We start from the raw sequence: 26,999 nt of genomic DNA on the forward strand, positions 1-26,999 counted from the left end.
GGCACCCGAACCCGGCCGTTTCCCGCCGGGCCACACGCCGCGCAGGAAGCGCGGGCCTGATCGACGGGTGCGGGCTGACCATCCGAAGCGGGCAGGGATGACAGGTGCATGACGACGGCAGGTACGACGATCCACGGGTGACGAGGCCAGGAGCCGACCCCGTTTCACGTGAAACCGACTACCAGGGCTGGCCTGTGGGCGACGGTTCCCGCGGCGCGGCCACGACTCCGCCGGACGGGAACTGGGACGCACCAGTCGCGGGCGGCGTGCGGCCGACCTCCTCCGTGCCGGCGAATGTACCGGCGGCTCGTGGTCCACACGAACCGGCCGACGCCCCCAGTCCGCGCTCGGCCCCGATCGACGGCAACGGGGCGGGCCCGGGAGGTTACGAGCCGCATCCGCCTGGGCCGGCCGTACCGCAGCAGGCCACCGCGGACGTGGCGACCGGTGCGGGGGTACCGTCCGACACGCCACCGGCCACCGACTATGGTGTCGAACCCGCCGCCAGCACGTACGTTTCACGTGAAACCCCGACGCGCGAAGAGGATGACCCACCGTTGGCTATGGAGGCAATGCGCGCCGTGCAGATCCTGAATCCCAGTGGCGAGGTGAGCATGCCTCGGCCCGCACGGACCCGGGTGATGTGCGTCGCGAACCAGAAGGGTGGCGTGGGAAAGACCACGACCACGGTGAACCTGGCGGTGGCGCTCGCCCTGCACGGCAACCGGGTCCTGGTGGTCGACCTCGACCCACAGGGCAACGCCTCCACCGGGCTGAACGTCCCGCACCACACCGGCGTACCAGACGTGTACGACTGCCTGATCGACAGCGTGCCCCTGGAAGAGGTGGCGCAGGTGGTCGAAGGCATTCCGAACCTGTGGTGCGTGCCGGCCACCATCGACCTCGCCGGTGCCGAGATTGAGTTGGTGTCGGTGGTCGCCCGGGAGTCCCGGCTGGCCCGCGCCATCACCGCGTACCCGGGGGAGTTCGACTATGTCTTCATCGACTGCCCGCCGTCGCTCGGCCTGCTGACCGTCAACGCGTTGGTCGCCGCGCAGGAGGTGCTCATTCCCATTCAGTGCGAGTACTACGCGCTGGAGGGCCTCAACCAGCTGATTAACAACATCAACCTGGTCCGCCAGCACCTCAACCCGCGGCTCGAGGTCTCCACCATCTTGCTGACCATGTATGACCGGCGTACGCGGCTGGCCGACGCCGTGGAGCAGGACGTCCGGAACCACTTCGGAGACAAGGTGCTCCAGGCCGTGATCCCCCGGAACGTACGGGTTTCCGAGGCGCCGAGCTACGGGCAGTCGGTGATGACCTACGATCCCGGTTCGCGGGGGGCGACGAGCTACTTCGAGGCCGCCCAGGAAATCGCCGAGCGAGGGGTCAAGGAGCCGGTGAGCCGAAATGCGTAGTGCGGAGAAGTCGCTGGGAGGCATCGCATGAAGAACCGTCCTCGTGGCGGTCTGGGCCGAGGGCTCGGTGCCCTCATTCCGACCGCGCCGGTGCCGGGCAACGCCCCGGCGGGCGCCGAGCCGGATAGCGGTGCGGGGGCGGTTCCGACTCCACCCGTGGCCGGCGCGGCTGCCATGATCGGGACGGGCGCTGTGGTTGGGGCGGGTGCCGTCTCAGGGGTGGAGCCCGAGCGGGAGCTGAGCCCGGTGCCGGGAGCCCGCTTCGCCGAGATCCCGGTCGACGCCATCGTGCCGAATCCGAAGCAGCCCCGGCAGGTCTTCGACGAGGAGGCTCTGGAGGAGCTGAAGGTCTCGATCCAGGAGGTCGGGTTCCTCCAGCCGATCGTCGTACGCCAGCTCGACGGCGAGAAGTACGAACTCGTCATGGGTGAGCGGCGTTGGCGGGCGGCCCAGGCGGTCGGCCGGGAGAGCATTCCCGCGATCGTCCGGGACACGAAGGACGACGCGATGCTCCGGGACGCGCTGCTGGAGAACATCCACCGGGCGAACCTGAACCCGCTGGAGGAAGCGGCCGCGTACCAGCAGCTCCTGGAGGAGTTCGGAGCCACCCACGAGGAACTGGCTCGCCGTATCGGCCGCAGCCGGCCGCAGATCTCCAACACCATCCGGCTGATGAACCTGCCCGCCCAGGTCCAGCGCCGGGTCGCCGCGGGGGTGCTCTCCGCCGGTCACGCCCGGGCGCTGCTCAGCCTCGAGGACGCCGAGGCTCAGGAGCAGCTCGCCAAGCGGATCGTTGCCGAGGGCATCTCCGTACGCGCCACCGAGGAACTGGTGGCACTGGCACTCGCCGACGGCCCCGCGAAGACTCCGGCGGCCAAGCGGCGGCAGAAGCCGCACGCCCCGGGGCTGTCGGATCTCGCCGACCGGCTCTCCGACCGGTTCGACACTCGGGTGAAGGTCGACATCGGCCGCAACAAAGGAAAGATCACGATCGAGTTCGCGACGGTTGACGATCTGGAGCGGATCGTCGACATCATCGGCGTGGGCCAGGAGGGCCAGCCCGAGGAGTGAGCCGGAGGGTGGATTCGACCGCGTGGTCCCTGCGGACTACGCGGTCGAGTCGTCTTCGGGATCCGATCGGATTGGCACCCTGGAGGTGACCGGCACCTGGCGGAGCAAGTCGATGATCGTTCCGTCCGGGCGGCCCCGGCACTTCTCGACGAACGCGTCCCGATCAACTCGCGGTGACGACGGTTGGGCCCCAATACCTCGCCGCCGCGGGAGCCACAACAGCCGGGGCTGGCGGTACCTCCAGGAGTCGCGGCGTGAGGGCGAAGCCGTCCCGCTACGGGTCGGCGTCCCATCGTCGGCAGCCCCGCAGTCGTTGCCCGACGGCGTCGGCAGAGCCCCGTGCTGCGCGACCTCCCAGGGTAGGTCGTGGTGGTCGCAGGACGACGCGCGCTCTGGTGGCCGGCGCTCGGATCCGACTCCGGGGGCGTGCGGACCACCGTGCGCAGCCGCCCGGCACCACTCTCGGAGTCGGCGCGGCTGCTGGCCTGTTTCACGTGAAACAGGCCAGCCTGCTCGGGCTTACTCCGCCCAGAGGACGGGCCGGGCGAGTCCGCTCAACGTGCCCGCCCGGCCACGTCGGGAGCTGACCGCGAGCGAGGGTGCAGCCCAGCCGAGCAGTTGTTGATGGGCCCGCAGCGGTTTGCTTGGGCCGGGCTCGCTCCAGCGAGACCACCGCGCGCCGTCACCGGCTGCCGTCACCGGCTGCCGTCACCGGCTGCCGCCACCGGGTGCCGTCGGTCGGGAGGCGTCGGTCGGGAGGCGGCACCGTGGTTCGGTCCTGCTTCACGCTAATCCAGCGTGCGAGCACTGGATGCCACCGTTTCACGTGAAACCAGCGAGACCGCAATGCCGCCACCTCGTTGCCGTCGAGAAGCGGTGACGCAGCCCCGGGCCAAGCCGCCGCCGGCCCGATGCCGGTGCTGCTGGCGCAGGGCCTCTCTGCCCGAACACCCGTCGAGCCCGTTTCACGTGAAACGGCGCCGGCCCTGTTCACGGCGCCATCCCGAGCGGCGTCCGAGACGCCCGTGCCCGCTGTTCAGCACGACCCCTTCAACGGGGGTGCCGGCTAAGGAGGCCGCGCGGAATGGGCGGTGGAGGCGAGGCGGAGGCGGAGTGGAAGCGGAGTGGAAGCGGAGTGGAAGCGGAGTGGAAGCGGAGTGGAAGCGGAGGCGAGGCGGGGTGGAGGCCGGCACGTACGACCATGCGGCACCTCTGACAGCGCAGCGGGTGCCAGCTAGTCCGGCTCCCCCGGTTGCGCTGGCGTGGCCGGCCGGACGCTCCGGCTGGCCGGCGGGCGACGGTGTCTTGATACTCCGCTACCTACCCGCACTCACGCCTTTGCGCCCACCGGCCGGAACTCCGCTGTGGGAGAAGCAGCCCGAGGCGCGAGCGGCAACCGCCCGGTCCCGGCTGGTCCGAAATACCGGGCCACCGATTGGGTGCCGACCGGGCGACGTCACGAGCCATAGTCCGAGTCTCTCCCGGCTGGGTGACGACAAAGCCGGCCGGAGGCCGGTGCCGATCACAGGCCCGATCGTTGGGAAGAGAGGGCCGGTGACCGGCGGACAATCGCCCCGACAGATGACCGGTGGATAACCGGCCCCGACAGCCGCCCGGTTATCCACAATCGTTGTCCACAGGTCAGCCTCGTTTCACGTGAAACAACGCGGTGAAACCCTTACTGAGCTGTGGATGGCGCCCTGCGGTAGTGATTCCATCGGCCTGTGGACAACGCGGTGGATAACTCGACATCTGGCCGAACACCGGCGCCCTGCGGGCGGAAAATCGAGTAGGGACAGGGGGCGGCAACTGGGCTAGGGTCAGCGTCGTGCAGGACACCCCCCCTCCCTCAGTTCCGGACTTCACCCAGTGGCCCTCCTTCCCTTTCGAGGGCCACCTCCGTGTCAAGAAGCTCGACGATCCGGTACCGGTCGAACCGCCCCGCCGGGGCGAGGGCAACCGGGAGTGCACCGCCTGCAGCGCCCCAGACGAGGCGTACATCTGGGTCGGTGAGCGGTGGCGGGTCCGGGCGATGGACCGACCCACCGGCCTCCCGATGGTGCTGATTCTGGAGTCCCGCTCCCATCTCGATCTCGGCGATCTGCCGAACCTGCTCGCCGCCGAGCTGGGGGTGATGACCGTCCGCCTGGAACGCGCCATCCGCTCGCTGGACGGCGTCGCCCGGGTGCACGTCAATCGCTGGGGTGACGGCTCCGCGCACCTGCACATGTGGTTCCTGGCGCGGCCGTACGGGCAACTCCAACTGCGGGGCACGTTCCTGCCCCTGTGGGACTCGATCCTGCCCCCGATCTCCGAGGCGCAGTGGCGGGAGAACCTGGCCCTGGTTGCGGCGTGGCTGGCCGAGTTCGGCGGCCGCCCGCTCGCCGAGCCGCCACGGATCCAGTGGCAGGCACCGTCGAGTCTCTCCGCCTCGGCCGAGGCGGACGCGGGCGCGTACGACGTCGGCGAGGAGACGGTCTCGGTGATCGAGGCCGCCGAGGAGATCCCGGAGCCGGCGGGCAACGCGACGACCGAGCAGCGGCCGGCCTGAGGCCCCCCGGGCCCGGCGGGGCGCTAGGGACGACGGGCGGCGGCTCGGCTGACCAGTAGGCCGAGCACCCGCCCGAAGTCCAGCCCGGCGGCCTGGACGGCCAGTGGCAGCAGCGAGGTCTCGGTCATCCCCGGGGAGACGTTGACCTCCAGAACGTGCGGTTGCCCGGCCGCGTCGACGATCAGGTCGACCCGGGAGAGATCGCGCAGGCCGAGCGCTCCGTGCGCGGCGAGCGCCACCTCGGCCACCCGCTCGGTCGTCTCCAGGTCGAGGCGCGCGGGCGCGTGCCAGGTGGTACGGCCGGCGGTGTACCGGGCGGCGTAGTCGTACACGCCGTTGCGCGGCACGATCTCGACCGGGGGCAGGGCCTGCGGGCCCTCGCCGAGGTCGATCACCGAGACTGCCACGTCCATGCCCGGCACGTAACGCTCCACGAGCGCCGTCTGGTCGTACGCGAAGCAACCGACCATCGCGGCCGGCAGCGACCCGGCGTCCCGGACCACCGCGGCGCCCAGCCCGGATCCGCCCTGCGCCGGCTTGACCATCAACGGCAGGCCGAGCCGGTCGACGATCCGGTCCAGCACGGCCACCGCGCCCAGCTCGGAGAAGCGGTCGTGCGGCAGGGCCACCCAGTCGGGCGTGGGGATGCCGGCCTCGCGGAGCACCGCCTTGGCGGACGGCTTGTCCCAGGCGAGCCGGGCGGCGCGGGCATCACAGCCGACGTAGGGCACGGCGCAGAGGTCCAGCACCCCGCGCAGCGAGCCGTCCTCGCCGGTGGCGCCGTGCAGGGCGATCACCACGGCGTCCGGCGGATCGGCGGCCAGGGCGGGCAGCAGGGCCACGTCCGCATCCCGCAGCTCGGCCTCGACGCCGACCGCCCGCAGCGCGTCGAGCACCCGCCGGCCGGACCGGAGCGAGACGTCCCGCTCGTACGAGAGGCCGCCGGCGAGCACCAGCACGTGCAGCTCGTCGATTCCGGCAAGATCGGTCACGGACGTGGGGACAACAGGGCTGACGGCCATGCGGGAATCATGCCAAGTCGGGGCCGGGCGCGTCCGCGCCACCCTGTCGGCGGTGCGGCCCCGTGCCGCCGACCGCGCCGAAGACCCTGCGCATGGCGATCTCCTGCTCCATCACGCCGGCCAGCCGGCGGACGCCCTCCCGGATCCGCTCGGGCGGCGGGAAGGAGAAGTTGAGCCGCATGTTGCCGGCGCCGGTGCCGTCGGCGTAGAAGCCGGTGCCCGGGACGTAGGCGACCCGGGCGGTGATGGCGCGGGGCATCATCGCCTTGGCGTCCAGACCGTCGGGCAGAGTCGCCCAGACGAACAGGCCGCCCCCCGGGGTGGTCCAGGTGGTGCCCGCCGGCATCAGGTCCGCCAGCGCGCCGAGCATGGCGTCCCGGCGCTCCCGGTAGATCTCCCGGTAGACCTTGAGCTGCTCGCGCCACGGCATGGTGCCGAGGTACGTCGAGACGGCGGCCTGCGCGTACCCGCTGGGGCAGAGGATCTGCGCCTCGCTGGCGATGACCAGCTTGTCGCGTACGGCGTGCGGGGCGAGGATCCAGCCCACCCGCAGGCCGGGCGCGAAGGTCTTGGAGAAGGTGCTGAGGTAGAAGACGCCGTGGCGGCGGCGGGCCCGCAGCGGCGCGGGCGCCACCCCCTCGAAGCCGAGCTGGCCGTACGGGTCGTCCTCCACCACCAGCAGGCCGGCCCGCTCGCAGATGTCGAGCACCCGCTCGCGCCGTTCCTCGCTCAGGGTCACACCGGTCGGGTTCTGGTAGGTGGGGATGGTGTAGAGGAACTTGACCCGCCGGCCGGCGCGGGCCAGGTCGGCGATGGCCGCCTCCAGCGCCTCCGGGATCAGTCCCGCCTCGTCCATCGGCACGTGCACCACCTGTGCCTGGGCGGCCTGGAACACCCCGAGCGCGCCGACGTACGTCGGGCCCTCGGCGAGCACCACGTCACCCGGGTCCAGGAAGAGCCGGGCCACCAGGTCGAGCGCCTGCTGGCCGCCGACGGTGACCACCACGTCCTCCGGCGAGGCGCCGCATGCCGCGTCGATCCCGGAAAGGGCCATCACCTCGCAGATCCGCTCGCGCAGCTCCAGGGTGCCCTGCCCGATGCCGTACTGAAGCGTCGTGACGCCCTGCTCGCCGCCGAGCCGCCCGAGCATCTCGCCGACCGCGTCGAGCGGCAGCGCCGCGATGTACGGGGCACCACCGGCGAGCGAGACCACCTCCGGCCGGCTGGCCACCGCGAAGAGTGCTCGGATCTCGGAGGCCGTCATCCCCCGGACCCGGCGGGCGTACCGGTCGGTGTAGTCGTCGAGCGTCGTGCCGGTCATGACATCACCTCGATCGGGTGTCGGCGGGGCTGCCCGGTGTGGTACCCGCAATGCCGGCAACCATGGCGGCGCGGGACGCCGTTCGCCGATCGTAGTCCGCCCTGGCCAAATGTGCGGGCCGCCGTGTGGTGAACGCCCACATCCCGGACCGACCCGCACCGGCACAGGTGGGCGTTCGCGCGTCCCCTCCCGTACGGGCGGCCGGCAGCGTACGATCGCTCGTCGGGGGGCAGGGAATGCGGCGGCGTGAAAACGCGCTGGTTTCAGCTCTGAGCCTATGGGTGGGGATGCGCTGATGTCGCGACGTCTGGTCAGTCTGACCCTCGACACCCTCGAGGATCTGCCCCGCCGATGCCGGCGCTGCGTCTACTGGGAATTGGATCCAGTTTCCGCCGACCGGGCGTGCGCCGCTGGCGATCCTGGGCTGGAGAAGGAGGCCTGGGTCTCCCAGACGCTGCTGGAGTGGGGCTCCTGCGGCAAGCTCGCGTACGTCGACGGGATGCCGGCCGGTTTCGTCATGTACGCCCCGCCGGCGTACGTCCCGCGCTCGATGGCGTTTCCCACCTCGCCGGTCTCCGCGGACGCGGCGCTGCTGATGACCGCCAACGTGGTGGCCGCCTTCGCCGGTGGCGGCCTGGGCCGGATGCTGGTCCAGGGCGTGGCCCGGGATCTCACCAAGCGCGGCATCAAGGCGATCGAGGCATTCGGCGACGCGAAGTTCGGCGACGACGCGGAGGACGACCCGACCCGGGCCTGCCTGGCACCGGCCGACTTCTTCCTCTCGGTGGGCTTCAAGACGGTCCGCCCGCACCCCCGCTACCCCCGGCTGCGGCTGGAGCTGCGCACCGCGCTGAGTTGGAAGTCCGACGTCGAGTACGCGCTGGAGAAGTTGCTCGGCTCGATGAGCCCAGAGACGCTGCTCCGCCCGGTACGCCCGGCCCCGGCCACCCGCGCCATGGGCTGAGCGGCTCGGTCCACCGAACGCGAGCCGAGCGCCTCGAACCGTGAGCCGAGCGCGTCGAACCGCGAGCCGCGAGGCGGGCGCCTCAGTCCGCCACCGTGCCGGCGGCGACGATCGCCCGCAGCTCGCTGACGTCGATGGAGCCGGTGGGGACGTCCCGCTCGATCGGGAAGTACATCCGCTGCACCGCGGCCACGATCGCCTCGACGATCTTGTCCCGGAACCGGGGGTCGACCAGCCGGCCCCGGTCCTCGGGCGAGGTCAGGTAGCCCACCTCGACCCGGACCGCCGGCATCTTCGTCAGCCGCAGCAGGTCCCACGCCTTCGCATGGGTATGGCAGTCCCGCAGCCCGGTCCGGGCGACGATCTCCCGCTGGACCAGGCCGGCCAGCCGCTCGCCGGTGGCCGAAGTGACACCGTTGTCGGTGCCGTAGTGGTAGGTGGCCACCCCGTTGGCCGCCGGATTGGTGTGTCCGTCGGTGTGCAGCGAGATGAAGACGTCCGCGCCGAGGGAGTTGGCGAGCTGGGCGCGATCGGCGTCCGGCAGGCAGGTCTCCGGCGAGGGGCCGCGGGTGAGCTGCACCCGTACGCCGGCAGCGGCCAGCCGCCCCTCCAGCCGGCTGGCCAGGTCGTGCACGATGTCCGCCTCGGTCCAGCGCAGCGGGCCGTCGGGCACCACCTCCCCGGGATCGGTGCCGCCGTGTCCCGGGTCGATCACCACGGTCCGCCCGACCAGGGTCGGCCCGGCCTGGCGGATGGCGTCGGACTCGCGGAGCCACTGCGGCCGCCCGCCCACCACCTTCCGACCGAGGCGGCGAAGCGCGTTCATGGTGTGCGGACCGCAGGCGCCGTCCGGCCTCAGTCCCATCTCCCGCTGGAACTGCGCGACCGCCCGCGCGGTGCGAATCCCATAGATGGCGTCGGCGCGGCCCACGTCGTACCCCATCTCCAGCAGGCGTTCCTGGAGCGACCGGACGTCCTCGCCGATCAGCGGCTCGGGTACGGCGTGGTACAGCGTGCGGGCGCCGAGCCGCCAGCGGGCCGCGTCCAGTGCCCGCCAGGTTTCCGCGCCGACCCGCCCGTCCACGCTCAGCCCGCGGGACTGCTGGAACGCCCGGACCGCGCGTTCGGTCTCGGCGTCGAACTCGTCCCGCTGGCCGGCGGACGGAAGCAGCTCGAGGCCGGTGAGCACGGTACGGATCTCGGCCACCGCGGGTCCCCGGTCACCGGGTCGGATGGGACGCACGACGACCCCCTCTGCACGGACGCTGGCCGGAGATTCCGACGGAGGTGCTCCCCTCGCTGGGGGCGCCTACGGAGCGTACCGTGCCGGTCGCCAGTCGGCTCCGGGTTCGTTCAGGTCAGGTCGTCGCCGCCCGGGAATGTTGTCGCCGCCCCGGAATGCGGAAACCCCCGTGCCCAGGCTGAGAGGGCGACGGGGGTTCCGGCGGGCGGCCGTCGGCTCAGAGGGCCGACTCGATGAGCTTGACCAGCTCGCCCTTGGGCTTGGCGCCGGCAATGGACTGCACTGGCTCGCCGTTCTTGAAGACGGTGAGGGTCGGCACCGACATCACCCGATAGGTGCGGGCGGTCTCGGGGTTCTCGTCGATGTTGAGCTTGACGATGGTGACCTGGTCACCCATCTCGCCCGCGATCTCCTCGAGCAGCGGCGACACCTTGCGGCACGGCCCGCACCACTCCGCCCAGAAGTCCACCAGGACCGGCTTGTCGGACTTCAGCACGTCGATCGCGAAGCTCGCGTCGGTGACCGACTTGGTTGCTCCCACTATGACCCCTCCTCCGGGACCTTGCGAAAATTCTTCAGCCTTGCAGGGTGGCGATGAAGCGTTCGGCGTCCAGCGCGGCGGCACAGCCCGTACCGGCCGCCGTGATCGCCTGCCGGTAGGTGTGGTCGACCACGTCACCAGCGGCGAAGACACCCGGGATGTTGGTCCGGGTGCTCGGCGCCTGCACCCGCACGTACCCCTCGTCGTCGAGTTCCACCTGGCCGCGGAAGAGCTCGCTGCGCGGGTCGTGGCCGATTGCCACGAAGACCCCGGTGACATCGAGCACCTTGGTCTCGCCGGTGTGCACGTTGCGGACCCGGACGCCGCTGACCTTGCCGTCGTCGCCGAGGATCTCGTCGACCACAGTGTTCCACTCGACCTTGATCTTGTCGTTGGTGAATGCGCGCTCCGCCATGATCTTGCTGGCGCGGAACGAGTCCCGGCGGTGGATGATCGTCACCGACTCGGCGAACCGGGTGAGGAAGCTTGCCTCCTCCATCGCCGAGTCGCCGCCGCCGACCACCACGATGTGCTGGTTGCGGAAGAAGAATCCGTCGCAGGTGGCGCAGGACGACACGCCGTGGCCGAGGTATTCCTGCTCGCCGGGCACGCCCAGCGGACGCCACGCGGAGCCGGTGGCGAGGATTACCGCCTTGGCCCGGTACGCGGTCTCGCCCACCCACACCGTGCTGACCGCGTTCGAGCCGACCTCGCCGGTGTCCTTGAGCTCGACCCGGGTCACGTCGTCGGTCAGGAACTCGGCACCGAACCGCTCGGCCTGCTTGCGCATGTTGTCCATCAGCTCGGGACCGAGAATGCCGTCCGCGAAACCGGGGAAGTTCTCCACCTCGGTGGTGGTCATCAGCGCGCCACCGGACTGCACGCCCTCGATGACGAGCGGCTTGAGGTTGGCGCGCGCGGCGTAAACCGCCGCGGTGTAGCCAGCCGGCCCGGAGCCGATGATGATCAGGTTGCGGACCTCGTCCACTGCCGTCTCCCGATGTGTGTATTCGTCATCCGCTCCGGCGATTGCCGCCGAGGACGATGCCGATCCGGAGTGCCGACGGCTCGGCGGCGTCGACACCTGACTTGCAGAACGTCATCGTACGGAGCGGTGATTCCCGAGCCGGTCATCCGGTGGGTCACGTCACGGGGCGGGACACCCCCGGCGACCGTGACCTCACCCTACCCGCGTACGGAAGCGGGTGTCCGCGTCGGACCCGGGCACCCCGCACTCCGGCCCGCTGACCCACGCCCAGCGTTCACCGCCCGCGTCGAGGAAGGTGACAACCAGCGCCGGACGCCCCTGGAACGACGCGTAGTCGATCAGCTCGACGGTGAGCTGTCCGGCGGCGTGCTCGGCGCTGATGGCGCGGAGGCAGGACTTCAGCGCCTCGGGCCGGGCGAGCCGGTCCAGGTCGCCGGCCTCCGAGATTCGCTGCGGGGACGTTTTGGTTGCCCGGCCCTCGCTGGGGACAGCGGGGGCGGCGAGCGGACGGGCACCGCCGGACAGCTGCTCCTGGCCGTAGTCGGTGCCGCTGTGCAGGGGAGGGCCGGTGGTCCGGAACGGTGCGGCGGCCAGCGGGCCGGAGCCGTCCTGGGCCGCGCCGGCGGCCGGGCCAGCGTCGGTCGTCACGCCCTGGTCGCTGCGCCCCGCGTCGATCAGGTTGCTGACCCCTAAGCCGACCGCCGTGACCGAGGCGGCCACCAGGGCGACCGGTCCGGCGATCCGAACCCAGCGCCGGGAGCGCCGGCCCGGTCCGGTGTTGCGGGCCGGGTGTTCGACGGGCCGCGTCGCGCCGTCCGCGCGCCGGGGCTGGCTCGGCACGACACTCGGCGCCGGCGCCCGAGCGGCGCGAACCTCGGCCGGGCCGGGCGAGTCCGCATCGCGGCCGACGACGTCATGCCGGTCCGGGCCGGGCGCGCGGGCCTCTTCCTCGGCGTCGGACGGGGTGGCGCCGGCCGGGGCCGGCCCGGCACCGGCGAGCGCCGCGGTGATCCGGTCCATCACGGTCAGCGGCATCTCCGGCGCGGGGGCGTCGGCCCAGTCGGCCAGGTCGGCGCGGACCAGGTTCACCGCCCGGGCCAGCGCGACGTACGCGTCGTCCCAGGCCGGGTCCTCCTCGATCAGTCGGGCGACGGCCGCCTGCTCCGGGGTGCCGTCCAGCGCCCCACCGACGTAGTCGGCGAGCAGGTCGTGGTCGACCCCGCTGAACTCCCGGGAAGTCACGTCTCCTCCTGGCTGGCGTCCCGCCGGGGCCGTCCCGACGTCGATCTGACGCCCTCCGGCGACCGGGGGTTCCCCCCGGTGACGCGGGGCACGTCCGTCACCTCGTCCGAACCGGTGCGCAGGTGCCCGAGGCGTACGGCCAGCCGGGCCCGCCCGCGGGCGCAACGGCTCTTGACCGTCCCCTCGGCCACGCCGAGTATTCGCGCCACCTCGGCCACCGGATAGCCCTGCACGTCCACCAGAATGAGCGCGGCCCGCTGCTCGGCCGGCAGTTCGGCGAGGGCCTGCCGGATCACCAGCGCGGTGTCATGGTCGCGGGCCGGAGCGGCCGGCTCCACGCCGCCGGTGTGCCGGCCGGGATCCCCGTCGGTGTGGACCCCGTCCGGCAGCGGCACCGTGGCGTGCGTCTGGCGCCGCCGGATCCGGTCCAGGCAGGCGTTCACCACGATCCGGTGCAGCCAGGTGGTCACCGCCGAGTCGCCGCGGAACCGGGCCGCCGCCCGGTGCGCCGACAGCAGGGCGTCCTGCAGCGCGTCGGCCGCCTCCTCGCGGTCGCCCAGCGTACGCAGGGCCACCGCCCACAGCCGGTCCCGGTGCCGGCGGAACAGCTCGGTGAAGGCGTCCCGGTCGCCGTCGACGTGGGCCCGGAGCAGGTCGACGTCGGGCGCCCCGGCCGGCAGGTCGTCCCCGGTCGCCGGCCGGATCGTACGCCCGCCGCGACCCATCGTCACCACGTCCGGGGGCGGCGGTGCGGCCGGCGCGGCGGACGGCTCACGAGCCGGTGACCGTGATTTCCTGGACGCCCACCTTGTAGCCGCCGCCCCCGTCCTTCATCGGCAACTTGGTGATCCAGAAGAGCAGGTACTGGTACTTCTTCTCGGGGTCGAACCCGTTGAAGATCATCTTGGTGCCGTCGTGCTCATCGAACGGCTGCCCGATCGCCGTCTGCTTGTAGCTCGTCACGAGGTCCTTGTCGCCGGCCGAGGTGGGGGCGAAGTCCTGCGTGCCGGCGAGGAGCTGGGCGGAGGCGCCGGTGGCGGAGAGGACGGCCTGCACCGACTTGACGGTGTGCGGGGCGCCCAGGTCGATCCAGACGCCCATGCCGCTCTTGAAGTTGCCGAAGTTCGCCCGGGTGTAGGTCTGGGTCTCCCAGCCCTTCTCGTCGTCGCCGTCGATCACCTTCTCGGCGTCGGCCAGCTCATCGCGCTTGCGGCTGTCCGGGTCGATGATCCGGACGTCCTGGATGTTGAGCTTGTGGGCCGGCGCGACGGCCGGGGTCGATTCGTCGGCGGAGGGCGTACTGCTGGAGGTGGGGTTGGCCGCCCGCTCGGTCCCCGTGCCCTTCTTGTCGTCGCCGCCGCCGAGCACGCTGATCCCGACGAGCAGCCCGACCAGGGCCACCGCCAGCAGCCCGGCGATGCCCAGGGCGACCTTGCGGCCACCGGCGGCGGCCAGCGGCGACGGCTCCTCGCCGGTGTCGGCGGCGAAGCGCAGCGGGCCGGTCGGCTCCAGGAAGTCGTCGGCGGGGACGTCCAGCCGGTTCAGCTCGGCTGCCAACACGTCCGACGACGGTGGGGCGATCTCCGGGTCGAGCAGGTCCATGGTGAGGTCGTCGAGGTACGCCGGCACCCCGGCGCGTACCTGGCGGGGTGCGGCGATCGCTCCGCTGGCGTCGCGGACCGCGTCGGGGAGCGCGGCGCGACCGTGCCCGGCGGTGGCGCCGCGCAGCGGGGCTTCGCCGTGCGGCCAGTGGCCGGTCAGGGCGAAGTAGAGCACCCCGCCGACCGCCCGGAGGTCGTTCTCCTGGCTGTCGTCGCCGTCGGTTCGCGCGTCGGCCAGCACCACCCGGCCGTCGTCACTGATCATCACGGTGCCGGGGTGGACGTTGCCGTGGACCATGCCGGTGGCGTGCACCGCGGCCAGGGCGCTCGCGACGGCGCTGCCGATGGCGGTCGACCGGACCGGATCGAGCGGCCCGTTAACGGTGACCAGCTCGCGCAGGGACTGCCCGTCCACCCACTCGCGGACGACGTACGCCCGGTCGGCCTCGTCGATAGCGTCGTAGACGCCGACCAGGTTGGGGTGGATCACCCGGCTCGCCGCGACGGCGGCCTGGAGCATCTCGGTGGCGGAGTCGCCACCCGGGTAGCGGAGGACCACTGCGACGGGACGGCGCAGCACGACGTCGACCCCGCGCCAGACCAGCCGGCCCGCGCTGTCGTTGTTGATGTGCTCGACCAGCTCGTACCGCTCGGCAAGGAGTTCACCGGCCGTGGGAGCACCGAAGGTCATGACCGGAGGGGCAGTCTCCTCCGCCTCCTGACCTTCGCCGACCTGGGTCACCCGTCCTCCCTCGGTGATCGTGTCGATCGATGGACCCGTGCTGCTGGCCATGTGGCTTTCCGCTCTGCCTTCCAAGGAACCGGCAGACCAGTGTCGCGCCCGCGTCGGCACCTGCCGTACCCGTCGAGAGCGACCTTACCCGGGATGCCCGGTTCTCCGACATGTCATCTTCCCGCCGTAGCCGGTGGGACGCCAGTGACCGCGGCAGCCGACCGCACGGGATCGGCCCGGCCGTAGTCGCCGGCACACGCACCAGCCAATCTAGAGGTTGACGGCAAGTAGTCGACGCAGGGGCGCAACCGGTGTGGCGGCCTCCGACCTCGGGGGTTCCCCCGGTTCGACCGACCACCCTCGTCCTTACGGTTGGTTGTCCACAGGCCGAGAGGCCCGTTCAGCCGTGAAACTCCGAGTTATCCACAGCCGTATCCCCAGGCTGGTGATCCTCGTTCACCGTCCGTCACCGGAGCCGGTCGGGTCAGCGGCCGAGGCGGCGACGGACCATGCCGACCACCTCGGTGATCTCGCCGATCCGCAGCACCATGGCCAGCCCGAGGTACGTCGCGCCGATCACGGCACCGCCGACCAGCAGCTGGACGATGGCGGCCAGCCGGCTCAGGTGCGCCGGGTCGCCGGGAAGCAGCCGGATCACCAGCAGGCCGACCAGGGCCGCCCCGAGCGCGGCGACCAGCACCCGGCCCATGGTCCGCATGATCTCGCCGAGCCCGATCCGGCCCACCCTTGGACGCAGCAGGATCGCCGAGATCACCGCCGCCGCCAGGTACGAGATCGCGTTGCCCAGCATCATGCCGGCCGCCGCGAAGGTGGCCGAGAACCCGAGGAAGAGGCCGATCTGCAGGAGCACCCGCAGCGCCACCACCGGGATGTTGACCAGTGCCGGGGTCTTGGTGTCCGGCAGCGCGTAGAAGGCGAAGGTGAAGAGCTGGCTGATCGCGAAGGGCACCAGGCCGACCGCCGCCACCAGCAGCACGGTCGAGGTGGCCACCGCGTTCTCGCCGGTGAACGCGCCGTACTGGAAGATCACGACCGAGATCGGGCCGGCCAGCACCGCGTAGCAGACCGCGACCGGGGCGAGTACGGCGGTGACCATCCGGGTGCCGCGGGACAGGTCGGCGGTGACGTCGCGGAACCGGCCCTCGCCGGCGGCGGCGCTCATCCGGGGCATCAGCGCGGTGATGATCGAGACGGCGATGATGCCGTGCGCCATCATCAGCAGCAGGAACACGTTGTTGTAGATCAGCAGGCCGGCCTTGGTCTCGCCCTTGCTGCCCTCACCGGCGGCCCGGGTGAGCAGGTTGACCACCACGAAGAGGCCGAGCTGGTTGACCCCGACGTAGCAGAACATCCAGGCGCCGAGCCGGGCCAGCTCGCGCAGGCCCAGCTCGCGGAAGTCGAACCGCCACTTCCACCGGAAGCCGACCCGGCGCAGCGCCGGCAGCAGGCCGGCGGCCTGCACCGCGACGCCGAGCAGGGTGCCGCCGCCGACCAGCAGGATCCGGCCTGGCGTCATCTGCCCCGGCTGCAGCGCCTTGGCGCCGTAGACGCCGATGTACAGGCCGAGGACGCCGATCACCACCAGGTTGTTCAGGATCGGCGCCCACATGGGTGCGGCGAAGTGCCCCCGGGTGTTCAACACGGCGGCGATCAGCGCGCTCAAGCCGGTGAAGAAGAGCATCGGCAGCATCAGGTAGGACAGGTGGTTGACCAGTCCCTTGTACGTGTCGTCCTTGCCGCTGGCGTAGATCGCGGTGATCACCGGGGCGAGGATCACCGCGATCAGCGCGGCGGCAGCAAGGGTGAGCACCGCGAGGGTGAGCAACCGCTGCGCGTACGCCTCGCCCCGGTCCGGGTCGATCTTGCGGCGCCGGACCAGCACCGGGATCAGCACGCTGGTGAGCACGCCGCCCAGGAGGAACTCGTACACCTGGTTCGGCAGGAACAGTGCGGTGGTGTACACGTTGCCGACCGCGTTGCCGAGCGCGGCGCCGATCATCAGGTTGCGGATGAAGCCCGTACCCCGGCTCACCAGGCTGCCGGCCGCCATCACCGCGCTGTTCGCCGCCGCGCTGGTCTCCGCGACCACCTCCTGCGGCGGCGCGACGGCCTCGGCCCCCGGCTGGTTCAGCGGCTCGGCGGAGATGAAGGTGGCCCCGTCGTCCGGCGGCTGGCCGCCGCCGTGCGCGTTCGCGCTGCGGTAGAGCCCGCCGCTCATCTCCAGCCTCCAAGGGGTACGTCGGAGCCGGACCTCCGGGCCCGCACGCCCAAGACCTTAGTCAACCTCGACCGCTTACCCACGCCCGGCGCAGTAGATCCCACCCCGGCCCGATAGGCTGGCGATCCCATGTCCGAAGCTTTCGCCTCCCACGCCGCCGACCGTCGCGAGCTGACCGCAGCGCAGCGCAACGCCGTCGCCGAACTGCTCCGCGTCTCGCCGGTCGCCGACGAACTGGGCCGGCGCTTCGCCCGGGCCGGTCACGAGTTGCACCTGGTGGGCGGCTCGGTACGCGACGCGCTGCTCGGCCGCCTCGGTGAGGACCTCGACTTCTGCACCGACGCCCACCCGGACCAGACGATCAAAATCGTCCGGGGCTGGGCGGAGTCGATCTGGGAGACCGGGCGGGAGTTCGGCACCATCGGCTGCCAGCGCGACGGGCTCCGGCTGGAGATCACCACCTTCCGCGCCGAGGCGTACGACCAGGTCAGCCGGAACCCGATCGTGGTATACGGGACCTGCCTGGTCGACGACCTCAAGCGCCGGGACTTCACCGTCAACGCGATGGCGGTCAGCGTCCCCGAGCACCGGTTCACCGACCCGTACGGTGGCCTGGCCGACCTGGCCGCCAAGGTCATCCGTACCCCGGGCACGCCGCGGGAGTCCTTCGGCGACGACCCGCTGCGGATGCTGCGCGCGGCCCGGTTCGCCGCCCAACTGCGGTTCACGGTGCACCCGGACGTCCGCGAGGCGATGACCCGGATGGCCGCCGACCTCGACCGGATCACCGCCGAGCGGATCCGGGACGAGTTCACCAAGCTGCTCTGCGGCGCGGACCCCATCACCGGGCTGCGGCTGCTGGTCGACACCGGGTTGGCCGAGCGCTTCCTTCCCGAGCTGACCGGGCTCAAGCTGGAGATCGACGAGCACGCCCAGCACAAGGACGTCTACGAGCACACCCTGACCGTGGTCAGCAACGCGATGTCCATGGAGGACGGCTGCGACTTCGTGCTCCGGATGGCCGCGCTGATGCACGACGTCGGCAAGCCGGCCACCAAGGCGGTCGGCCCGGACGGCCGGGTCAGCTTCCACCATCACGAGGTGGTCGGCGCGCGGCTGACCAAGGCCCGGATGAAGGCCCTGCGCTACCCCAAGGACGTCACCGCCCAGGTGGTCAAGCTGGTCGGCCTGCACCTGCGTTTCTACGGGTACGGCCGGGGCGAGTGGACCGACTCGGCGGTGCGCCGGTACGTCACCGACGCCGGTGACCTGCTGTCCCGCCTGCACAAGCTCACCCGCTCCGACTGCACCACCCGCAACCGGCGCAAGGCGGCCCAGCTCGCGACCGATTACGACGCGCTGGAGGAGCGGATCGCGCGGATCGCCGCCGAGGAGGACCTGGCCCGGGTTCGCCCCGACCTGGACGGCAACGCGATCATGGAGCTGCTCGGCGTGCCGCCGGGGCCGGTGGTGGGGAAGGCCTGGCAGCACCTCAAGGAGCTGCGGCTGGAGCGTGGCCCGCTGGAGCGGGACGAGGCCGAGGCGGAGCTGCTGCGCTGGGCCCGGGAGCAGCGCGTCATTTCCTGACGGGTGTTAAGAAGGGCCCCCTGTACAACGCGAGGCGTTAACAGGGGGCCCTTCCTTACCGCTCAGGCGTCGGTGGCGGTGGCTTCCACCGCGGCCTTGCCGTTGCCGCTGATGTGCGCGCCGCCCAGCTTGGCGAGCAGTCCAGCCAGGTCGATGCCGGTGAGGTCGCTGCCGAGCTGCAGGCCCTGAGCCACGTTGCCGGCCACCGACTTGGTCAGGGACGACGCGCCGTCGGTGGAGATGACGGTCATCTTGTCGATCGCGCCGATCGGCGCGCTGGCCGCCCCGACCACCTCCGGGAGCACCTTGACCAGCAGGTCCAGCACCGCTGCCTCGCCGTACGCGGCGAACGCCTCGGCCTTGCGAGCCATCGCGTCGGCCTCGGCCTGCCCCTTGGCCAGAATGGCCGCGGCCTCGGCCTGACCCTCGCGCTCGACCGCCTCGGCGATCGCCGAGCGCCGGCGCTGCTCCGCCTCACCCTCCTTGGCGCCCTCGATCGCGTTCGCCTCGGCCAGCGCGGCCCGGCGGGCCCGCTCGCCCTCACCGGTGAGCCGGGCCTGCTCGGCGGCGGCCTGGGCGGCGGCGATGGTGGCCTGCCGCTGCGCGTCGGCGTTGAGCACCGCCGCGTTGCGGGCCGCCTCGGCCTCCTGCTCGACCTTGTACCGGGCCGCGTCGGCCGGCTTGCGCACCTCGGTGTCGAGCTGCCGCTGCTTCAGCTCGGCGTTCCGCTCGGCCACCTTCTGCTGCTCGGAGAGGATGGCCTGGTCCCGCTCCGCCTGGGCGAGCGGGCCGGCGGCCGCCGACTTGGCCTTGGCCGCGTCGATCTCCGCCTGGATGGCCGCCTGCTTGAGGGACAGGTTCCGGTTCGCCTCGGCGATCGCCTCCTCGGCGAGCAGCCGCTCCTGTTCGGCCTGCTGCCGGGCGCGGGCCTCGGCGATGGCGGCGTCCTTGAGCACCCGGGCCGCCTCCGGTCGACCCAGGTCCTGCAGGTACGACCCTTCGGCCAGGATGTCCTGGAGCTGGAAGGTGTCCAGCACCAGGCCCTGGTTGGTCATCGAGTGCTCGGCCTCCTCGGCCACCGCGCTGGCGAACGCGGCCCGGTCCCGGATGATCTCCTCGATGGTGAGCCGGCCGACGATCGAGCGCAGCGCGCCGGCCAGCACCTCGCGGGTGAACTCCTCGATCTCGTCCTGCTGATGCAGGAAGCGTTGGGCGGCGGCGCGGATCGCGTCCTCGGTGCCGCCGACCTTGACGATCGCGACACCCTGCAGGTTGGCGCGGATGCCCTGCTTGCTCACAGCGCCCTGGATCTCGACGTGGATCCGCCGGCTGGACAGGTCCAGCGACTGCAGCTTCTGCACGACCGGCATGACGAAGACCGATGCCCCCATGACGACCTTCTGGCCGGACATGTCGGTGGAGCGCCCACCGTCGGCGGTCTGGGTGGTCCGGCCCTTGCGGCCGGTGACGATGAACGCCTCGTTCGGGCCGGCCACCTTGATCCGGGAGAGCACGAACAGGATGAGGAGGACGGCGAGGAGGACCGCGCCGCCGATGGCGACGAGCAGGGGGAGCATGGCAGTTCCGTCTCTGTTTGGGGGATCAGTAGGTTTCGACGTGCACGCTGGTCTCGCTGAGCGCCTCTATCACGAAGATCTGGGCGCCGACCGGGATCGGATGGTCGGCGCGGGCGTTGAGCTTGACCGGCTGGCCGGCGAGGCGTACCCGGACCTCGCCGTAGCCGTCGGCGGGGACCGGGGTCACCACCAGGCCGACCGCGCCGACCAGATGGTCGCGGGTCGGCGTGGCGTCCGTACGCATGTTCCGCGCCGCGCGGCTGAGCCGGGCCGCCAGCCAGCCGGTGGGCACGGCGGCGAGCGCGCCGCCGGCCACCGCCGCCGCGATCATCCCGGGGGTACGCCCGCCGAGTAACTCGTTGACGATGGCGGCGCCGAAGCCGAACGCCCCGGTGAACCCGGCGACCGCCTCCAGCGACACCGGACCGTCGACGTCCGGGTGGCCGAAGGTGAACAGCTCGGCGCCGAGCAGGGCGAGTGCCAGCACACCGGCCCCGACCCCGCCGATGATCAGGAAGATGAGCGTTCCGGTGGCCACGACCTGCACGATATCGATGCGGCGCAAGGGCGTCGGCTGTCCGAACGCTCAGTGCGGGGCGACGGTCAGGTCAAGATCGACCATCGGTTTCGGCAGTGGCTGGCGGACCAGTTCCCGGCCGGACGGGTCGGCGAGCACGAAGTCCCGCGATCCGTACGGCCGCCGGTAGAGCAGCCGGTCGTCGCTGACCCAGGCAACGTCGGCGGCGGGCAGCGGTCACCTCTGCCACCGCCCACCTCCGTACCTCAGGCGCACGGGGCCGGGAGAACTTTGCCCGACCGGGGCGAACAGAATGGGGGCATGCGTTGGACCGTGCTCGACTCGCCGATCGGGGAGTTCTCCGTCGCCACCGACGGCGAGGCCGTCCGTGGGGCGCACTTCGGCCGGGTGGAGTCGGCGACCGAGCAGCCCGGCGACGAGATCGCCGTACGCGTGCTGGCCGAGTTGCGCGCGTACTTCGCCGGTGAGTTGACCGAGTTCACCGTGCCGGTGGTGGCGCCGCGGGGGTCGGAGTTCGAGCGCGCGGTGTGGGGGGAGATGACCCGCATCCCGTACGGGGAGACGCGAACCTACGGCGAGGTGGCGACGGCGGTGGGCGACCCGGGCGGGGCCCGGGCGGTCGGGGTCGCCTGCAACCGGAACCCGGTGCCGGTGATCGTGCCCTGTCACCGGATCGTCGGCGCCGGTGGCAAGCTGGTCGGCTTCGGTGGCGGGCTGCCGCGCAAGGTGACTCTGCTGGAGTTGGAGGCGCGGGTGGCGTTCCAGCGCGCCTGGTCCTGACGTACCCCGGCGGGAGGCTGGCGGGAACGCGCGAGGGCCGGGTCCGTGCGGACCCGGCCCTCGCCGGTGCTGGTGGTCAGCCCGTCAGCGCTCGATCTCGCCCTTGATGAACGCCTCGACGGCGGCGTGCGCGTCGTGGTCGGCGTACTGCTGCGGCGGGGACTTCATGAAGTACGAGGAGGCGGAGAGGATCGGCCCGCCGATCTTCCGGTCCAGCGCGATCTTCGCGGCGCGGACGGCGTCGATGATGACACCGGCCGAGTTCGGCGAGTCCCACACCTCGAGCTTGAGCTCGGCGTTGAGCGGAGTGTCACCGAAGGAGCGGCCCTCCAGGCGGATGTACGCCCACTTGCGGTCGTCGAGCCACGGCACGTGGTCCGACGGGCCGATGTGCACGTCGCTCTTCTGCATCTCGTGCGGGATCTGGGAGGTCACCGACTGGGTCTTCGAGATCTTCTTCGAGACCAGGCGGTTGCGCTCCAGCATGTTCATGAAGTCCATGTTGCCGCCGAAGTTGAGCTGGTACGTGCGCAGCAGCTCGACCCCGCGGTCCTCGAAGAGCTTGGCCAGGGCGCGGTGCACGATGGTGGCGCCCACCTGGCTCTTGATGTCGTCGCCGACGATCGGCAGGCCGGCGTCGGTGAACTTCTTGGCCCACTCCGGGTCGGAGGCGATGAAGACCGGCAGGGCGTTCACGAACGCGCAGCCGGCGTCGATCGCGGCCTGCGCGTAGAACTTGTCGGCCTGGTCGGAACCGACCGGCAGGTAGGAGACGACCACGTCGACCTGCGCGTCACGCAGCGCCTGGGCCACGTCGACCGGCTCGACGTCCGACTCCTCGATGATCTCGCGGTAGTACTGGCCGAGGCCGTCGAAGGTCGGGCCGCGCTGCACGGTGACGCCGGTCGGCGGCACGTCGCACAGCTTGATGGTGTTGTTCTCGCTGGCGACGATCGCCTCGGCGAGGTCCATGCCCACCTTCTTGGCGTCCACGTCGAACGCCGCGACGAACTTCACGTCGGAGACGTGATAGTCGCCGAAGGTGACGTGCATGAGACCCGGGACGCGGTCGGTCGGATCGGCGTTCCGGTAGTACTCCACGCCCTGTACGAGGGACGAGGCGCAGTTACCCACACCGACGATGGCGACGCGGACGGAGCCCATAGCGTCTGCCTCCTTCTTCTTCATCACGGCCGCTCTTTCCTGAACTCTTCAGGCGGAGGCGGGCTGTCGTTTTCTCGTCGGCCGCCGGCCGTCCCGGGTTGCGGGACCGTCGGGGCTCGGCCGGAGCGCTCGTTGGCGATGAGCTCCTCCAGCCAGCGGACCTCGCGCTCACAGGCCTCCAGGCCGTGGCGCTGCAGCTCCAGGGTGTACGCGTCGAGTCGCTCGGCTGCTCGGCCGAGCACGTCGCGAAGGCCTTCGCGACGTTCCTCGATCCTGCGACGGCGACCTTCCAGGATCCGGAGCCGGGTGGCCTGGTCGGTCCGGGCGAAGAACGCGAAGTGCACGCCGAAGCCCGTGTCGTCGTACGTCTCGGGCCCAGCCTGCGCCAACAGCTGGGCGAAGCGTTCCTTGCCCTCCGCGGTAATGGTGTAGACCACCCGTCCGCGTCGGCTGGTCAGCGCGGGAACCTCCTCGGCGGTCGCGGGTGTCTCGGCGGCTTCGGTGATCCATCCCGCCGCCTGCAGCCGGCGCAGGGTCGGGTAGAGCGAGCCGTAGCTGATCGCCGCCCGGATGGCGCCGAGCTTGGCGGCCAACTCCTTGCGCAGCTCGTAGCCGTGCATCGGAGCCTCCTGCAGGAGGCCGAGGATGGCGAGCTCGAGCACGGGCCACCCCTTCTTACCCCCGGCGCGGAGGCGTAACCGCCGCGATGTATCGGACCGATACATCGCACGTTAGCGGAGACCCATGATCAGGGCAAACCCTTCCGGATATGCGGTTCTGTCGTCACGGATCGTGACGGCGGTCGCCTCGTCCGGCCGGACCGCGTAACCTTTGCCGCATGCGTACGCAGCGCCAGGTCGTCGACTACTCGCTCCAGAAGCGAGCGGTGCTGCGTGACCTGCTCGCCGCCCGGGTCGGCAGGTACGACGTCTGCGACGCCTCTCCGTACCTGAAGAACGCCGCCCGGTTCCACGGCGAGCCCACCGAGGAACGCTGCCCGATCTGCCGCAGCGAGAACCTCGTGCATGTCCACTACATCTACGGTGATGAGCTCAAGCAGTCCGCCGGACAGGCGCGTACCCGGGCCGAGTTGTCGGTCCTGGCGATGACGCTGCGTGAGTTCCAGGTCTTCGTGGTGGAGGTGTGCCCCGGCTGTGCGTGGAACCATCTCGTCGAGCAGTACCTGCTCGGCCGGGAGGGGCTGGCCGGTGGCGCAGAGGACGGGTCGGAGCAGGAGGCGGTGAGTGGCTCGTCCGCTCGCGTCGGTTCCACCCCTCGCCGAAGGCGAGAGGCGCAACGGTGAACTCAGCTGTTCCGGTCGAGCTCGGCCCGATGTACGGGCGGGGCGGCCGGCAGCTTTTAGGTCTGATAGGTCCGATTGAGTCGGATTTGACTGCTGCGCCCGGGCACGCCCGGGGGGTAGCGTCGCGTGGTCCAGCTCACGGCAACCCGGTGGTGGCGCCCCCGCGTCCCACCGCGACCGGCAGGGTGTGAGGAATGAACTACGGCGATCCCAGTTCTTCGCGTGGGCGGGCCCAGATCCCGGGCCCGCCCGGCGGCCCCGATCACGGCGGAAGCCCACACGGGAACGGCTGGTCATCCGGGTCGGAAGGCGGTGCCTCGGCCCGCGCCTCCGTGACGCCCCGAGGCTCCGCGTCCGGCGGACGCGCCTCGGCCGGCGGTGCGGCTCCGGCACCGCGCGGTGCTTCCGGCTCGGCCTCGGTGGGCCGGGCAGGCGCGGGCCGAGCCTCGGTTCCGGTGTCCCCGGGGGCGCCGGCCGGGCGGTCGTCCGTCGGCTCGGGTCCGGTGTCGCCGGCGTCGGGTGGCGCCACCGGGCGGGCCGGCGCGGGTCGCGCCGGGGTGCCGGTATCCCCGGGTGCTCCGGCCGGGCGCGCCTCGGTCGGCGCGGCCGGCATGGGCACGGCCGGGTGGGCGGGCGCCGGCTCGGCGGCCGCCGGTGGCCGGGCCTCGGTGGCCCGGGCCGGTGTGCCCGGCAGGGCGGGTGGCGGTCCCGGTGGCCCGGGCGGTCCCGGTGGCCCGGGTGGCCCCGGCGGTTTCGGCCCCGGCGGTTTCGGCCGCGGTGGTCGGGGCGGCCGCGGTGACGACTCGGCCGCGCGGGCCCGGGCGAGGAAGCGCCGGCGGATCAACATGCTGATCGCCAGCTTCGCCGTCTTCATCATGCTCGCCGGCATCGGCGTCGTCGGCTTCACCTACTACTCGACGAACGTCGTCCTCCCCGAGGACACCATGCCGCCGTTGTCCACCACCATCCTGGCGAAGGACGGCAAGACGACCATCGCCAAGCTCGGTGAGAACCGGCAGTTCGTCACCATCAAGGACATCCCGGAGTGGGTGCAGCACGCGGTGGCCGCGGCGGAGGACCGGAACTTCTACCGCCACTCCGGCGTGGACTACAAGGGCATCGCCCGGGCCGCCTGGAACAACCTCACCGGCGGCGACAAGCAGGGTGCCTCCACCATCACCCAGCAGTACGCGCGCAACGCCTTCGAAAACCTGAACCAGGACACGTACGGGCGGAAGGTGAAGGAGGCGATCCTCGCCTCCAAGCTGAACGACAAGTACGACAAGGGCCAGATCATGCAGCACTACCTGAACGTGATCTACTTTGGCCGCGGCGCGTACGGCATCCAGGCGGCGGCGCAGACGTACTTCGGCAAGGACGTGTCGAAGCTGAGCGTGGCGGAGGGCGCGGTGCTCGCCGCGCTGATCAAGCAGCCCGAGCCGACCGAAACCCACAGGGGCTACGACCCGGCGATCAATCAGCCGGACGCGCTGACTCGGTGGAACTACGTCATCAAGGGCATGATGGCCGAAGGGTGGCTCGACGCGCCCAACACGCCCCCGCATCCCACCGAGTACCCGACCAAGACGCTCAAGAAGCCAGCCAAGGGCAGCGCCGGCGGCTTCGGCCTCGACACGCCCTACGGCAACGTGGTCAATTACATCTCGCAGGAGATTCGCGAGATGAAACTCTGCACCGACAACGACGCCGAGGTTACGCAGGACAAGCCGCTCTGCTCGAAGGCGTTGAGCCGGGGCGGTTACCGGATCACCACCACCATCGACACCAAGATGCAGGATGCGGCGCTCGACGCGGCCCAGCGGGCCAGGAAGGGCTCCGAGCTCAACGGTTCGAAGAGCAACCTGATGGCCGCCGTGGTGGCGATCGACCCGAGCAACGGTGAGGTGCGCGCCTACTACGGCGGAGACAACGGCACCGACTTCGACTATGCCGGCAAGAACTACGACAAGGGCGTCGTCAGCGGCGGCCACTCCCCGGGTTCGAGCTTCAAGATCTACACCCTGGCGGCGGCGCTTGATGCCGACATATCCATCCAGTCGCGCTGGAAGGGCAAGGCGTTCAAGCCGGAGGGCTTCAAGGACAAGATCACCAATGCGGGCAAGGATGATCCGGACTGCCACGACTCCTGCACGCTGGAGAGGTCCACGCTGCTCTCGCTGAACGTGCCGTTCTGGCACGTCAGCGAGAAGATCGGCCCGGACAAGGTCGTCGAGATGGCCAAACGTGCGGGCATTTCGACGATGTGGACCACTGACCCGGTCGAGACATACGACCTCACCAAGAAGAAGTCGTCGGAGGTGGCTCCGGAGCCGTTCTATTTCAACGTCGGCTTCGGCAAGTACCCCATCACCGTGCTGGACCACGCCAACGGCCTCGCCACCTTTGCCAACCAGGGCGTCTACAACAAGGCCCACTTCGTGAAGAAGGTGGAGCAGCAGAGCCTGGTCACTGGCAAGTGGAAGCCGGTCGGCAGCGCCAAGTTGAGCCCGCAGCAGCGGATCCGCAAGGATGTCGTCGCCGACGTGGACTCGGTGCTGGAGAAGTACCCGGGGCAGGTGAACCGCCGACTCGCCGACGGCCGGAAGGCCGCCGAGAAGACCGGCACCTGGGAACTCGGCGACGGCAGTGAACACAACGGCGACGCCTGGATGATCGGCTACACGCCGCAGCTCGCCACCGCCGTCTGGGTCGGCAACAAGGGTGCCCGCAAGGCAATCATCGGCAAGGACAACAAGGACATCTTCGGCGCAAGAATGCCCGGTGCCATCTTCCAGCGATTCATGAACGACGCGCTCAACGGCAAGGAGAAGATGGACTTCCCGCCCGCCGCGCATATCGGCAAGGACGACGCTGGCAACGGTGACCCGGCGCCGGTCGACCAGCAGCCGGGTTGCGACCCGCTCGGCATCCTCTGCCCGGAGGGCGACAACAACGGAAACGGCAACGGCAACGGCAACGGCAACGGGAACAACCCCTGGCCGGGCTTCCCGTTCCCGACAAACCCAGGCCCGGGCAACCCGACGGGACCGGGCAACGGCGGCGGTCGCGGTGGCGGGATCATGCCCACCATGCCACCACGCCAGACGTACTGA

20 protein-coding genes and 1 pseudogene are annotated in these 26,999 nt (G+C 71.1%); 8 read left to right on the forward strand and 13 right to left on the reverse strand.

The features are described from left to right. Positions 1-104: 104 nt before the first annotated feature. The 3 genes and pseudogenes from ACNAW0_RS09910 to ACNAW0_RS09920 form a co-directional block, all read left to right on the forward strand. The gene (locus ACNAW0_RS09910; protein ID WP_416287441.1) at positions 105-1,421 is read left to right on the forward strand and encodes an AAA family ATPase; all 1,317 of its coding nucleotides are present in this window, start codon (positions 105-107) and stop codon (positions 1,419-1,421) included. A gap of 27 nt (positions 1,422-1,448) precedes the next feature. Next, positions 1,449-2,492 (forward strand): ParB/RepB/Spo0J family partition protein, encoded by a 1,044-nt coding sequence (locus tag ACNAW0_RS09915; RefSeq protein WP_416287442.1) that lies wholly within the window; start codon positions 1,449-1,451, stop codon positions 2,490-2,492. A gap of 1,828 nt (positions 2,493-4,320) precedes the next feature. Continuing rightward, positions 4,321-4,915, forward strand: a pseudogene (locus ACNAW0_RS09920) (hypothetical protein); the annotation flags it as partial. 151 nt (positions 4,916-5,066) lie between these two features. On the opposite strand, the gene ACNAW0_RS09925 reads toward ACNAW0_RS09920, so the two are convergent. Together ACNAW0_RS09925 and ACNAW0_RS09930 are read right to left on the reverse strand one after the other, a co-directional pair. Then, positions 5,067-6,065, reverse strand: coding sequence for a D-alanine--D-alanine ligase family protein (locus ACNAW0_RS09925; protein WP_416287443.1), 999 nt, complete (start codon positions 6,063-6,065; stop codon positions 5,067-5,069). Positions 6,066-6,072: 7 nt separating this feature from the next. Beyond that, complete coding sequence (locus tag ACNAW0_RS09930) at positions 6,073-7,386, reverse strand: PLP-dependent aminotransferase family protein (RefSeq protein ID WP_416287444.1); 1,314 nt, start codon at positions 7,384-7,386, stop codon at positions 6,073-6,075. Positions 7,387-7,681: 295 nt separating this feature from the next. Here ACNAW0_RS09930 and ACNAW0_RS09935 point away from each other — a divergent pair, with 295 nt between their 5' ends. After that, complete coding sequence (locus ACNAW0_RS09935) at positions 7,682-8,350, forward strand: GNAT family N-acetyltransferase (protein ID WP_416287445.1); 669 nt, start codon at positions 7,682-7,684, stop codon at positions 8,348-8,350. 82 nt (positions 8,351-8,432) lie between these two features. On the opposite strand, the gene ACNAW0_RS09940 is transcribed toward ACNAW0_RS09935, so the two are convergent. From ACNAW0_RS09940 to murJ, 7 genes are all read right to left on the reverse strand, one after another. Next, complete coding sequence (locus ACNAW0_RS09940; protein WP_416287446.1) at positions 8,433-9,593, reverse strand: N-acetylmuramoyl-L-alanine amidase; 1,161 nt, start codon at positions 9,591-9,593, stop codon at positions 8,433-8,435. Positions 9,594-9,810: 217 nt separating this feature from the next. Then, entirely contained in the window at positions 9,811-10,134 is a 324-nt protein-coding gene (gene trxA / locus ACNAW0_RS09945) for a thioredoxin (protein WP_416287447.1), read from the reverse strand. Between the two features lie 34 nt (positions 10,135-10,168). Then, positions 10,169-11,122, reverse strand: coding sequence for a thioredoxin-disulfide reductase (trxB, locus tag ACNAW0_RS09950; RefSeq protein WP_416287448.1), 954 nt, complete (start codon positions 11,120-11,122; stop codon positions 10,169-10,171). Positions 11,123-11,314: 192 nt separating this feature from the next. Then, a complete protein-coding gene (locus ACNAW0_RS09955; RefSeq protein WP_416287449.1) occupies positions 11,315-12,364 on the reverse strand; it encodes a hypothetical protein in 1,050 nt (349 codons plus the stop codon). Further along, positions 12,361-13,089, reverse strand: a complete 729-nt coding sequence (gene sigM, locus ACNAW0_RS09960) for an RNA polymerase sigma factor SigM (RefSeq protein ID WP_416287450.1) — start codon at positions 13,087-13,089, stop codon at positions 12,361-12,363. Before sigM ends, ACNAW0_RS09955 begins: the two co-directional genes overlap by 4 nt. A 46-nt stretch (positions 13,090-13,135) precedes the next feature. Next, the gene (locus ACNAW0_RS09965) at positions 13,136-14,758 is read right to left on the reverse strand and encodes a protein kinase family protein (protein WP_416287451.1); all 1,623 of its coding nucleotides are present in this window, start codon (positions 14,756-14,758) and stop codon (positions 13,136-13,138) included. Positions 14,759-15,182: 424 nt separating this feature from the next. After that, positions 15,183-16,937 carry a murein biosynthesis integral membrane protein MurJ gene (murJ, locus tag ACNAW0_RS09970; RefSeq protein WP_416287452.1) on the reverse strand — a complete coding sequence of 585 codons (1,755 nt, stop codon included), beginning with the start codon at positions 16,935-16,937 and terminating at the stop codon, positions 15,183-15,185. 129 nt (positions 16,938-17,066) lie between these two features. Between murJ and ACNAW0_RS09975 the strand changes: the two genes are divergently transcribed. Further along, a complete protein-coding gene (locus ACNAW0_RS09975) occupies positions 17,067-18,524 on the forward strand; it encodes a CCA tRNA nucleotidyltransferase (protein ID WP_416287453.1) in 1,458 nt (485 codons plus the stop codon). Between the two features lie 62 nt (positions 18,525-18,586). Here the strand turns inward: ACNAW0_RS09975 and ACNAW0_RS09980 are convergent, their stop codons facing one another. Both ACNAW0_RS09980 and ACNAW0_RS09985 read right to left on the reverse strand, forming a co-directional pair. After that, positions 18,587-20,101 (reverse strand): flotillin family protein, encoded by a 1,515-nt coding sequence (locus ACNAW0_RS09980; protein ID WP_416287454.1) that lies wholly within the window; start codon positions 20,099-20,101, stop codon positions 18,587-18,589. Between the two features lie 25 nt (positions 20,102-20,126). After that, positions 20,127-20,648: a hypothetical protein gene (locus ACNAW0_RS09985; RefSeq protein WP_416287524.1), complete on the reverse strand. Its 522-nt coding sequence runs from the start codon at positions 20,646-20,648 to the stop codon at positions 20,127-20,129. A gap of 291 nt (positions 20,649-20,939) precedes the next feature. On the opposite strand from ACNAW0_RS09985, the gene ACNAW0_RS09990 reads away from it, so the two are divergent. After that, positions 20,940-21,419, forward strand: coding sequence for a methylated-DNA--[protein]-cysteine S-methyltransferase (locus tag ACNAW0_RS09990; protein ID WP_416287455.1), 480 nt, complete (start codon positions 20,940-20,942; stop codon positions 21,417-21,419). Positions 21,420-21,503: 84 nt separating this feature from the next. Here the strand turns inward: ACNAW0_RS09990 and ACNAW0_RS09995 are convergent, their stop codons facing one another. Next, positions 21,504-22,583, reverse strand: a complete 1,080-nt coding sequence (locus ACNAW0_RS09995) for an inositol-3-phosphate synthase (RefSeq protein ID WP_416287456.1) — start codon at positions 22,581-22,583, stop codon at positions 21,504-21,506. 23 nt (positions 22,584-22,606) lie between these two features. Continuing rightward, positions 22,607-23,245, reverse strand: a complete 639-nt coding sequence (locus tag ACNAW0_RS10000; RefSeq protein ID WP_416287457.1) for a PadR family transcriptional regulator — start codon at positions 23,243-23,245, stop codon at positions 22,607-22,609. Positions 23,246-23,421: 176 nt separating this feature from the next. On the opposite strand from ACNAW0_RS10000, the gene ACNAW0_RS10005 reads away from it, so the two are divergent. Then, positions 23,422-23,886: a DUF5318 domain-containing protein gene (locus ACNAW0_RS10005; protein WP_416287458.1), complete on the forward strand. Its 465-nt coding sequence runs from the start codon at positions 23,422-23,424 to the stop codon at positions 23,884-23,886. Positions 23,887-24,080: 194 nt separating this feature from the next. Beyond that, complete coding sequence (locus ACNAW0_RS10010; RefSeq protein WP_416287459.1) at positions 24,081-26,999, forward strand: transglycosylase domain-containing protein; 2,919 nt, start codon at positions 24,081-24,083, stop codon at positions 26,997-26,999.

The sequence above is a fragment of the Micromonospora sp. SL1-18 genome (assembly GCF_047921505.1).
Classification (GTDB): Bacteria; Actinomycetota; Actinomycetes; order Mycobacteriales; family Micromonosporaceae; genus Micromonospora.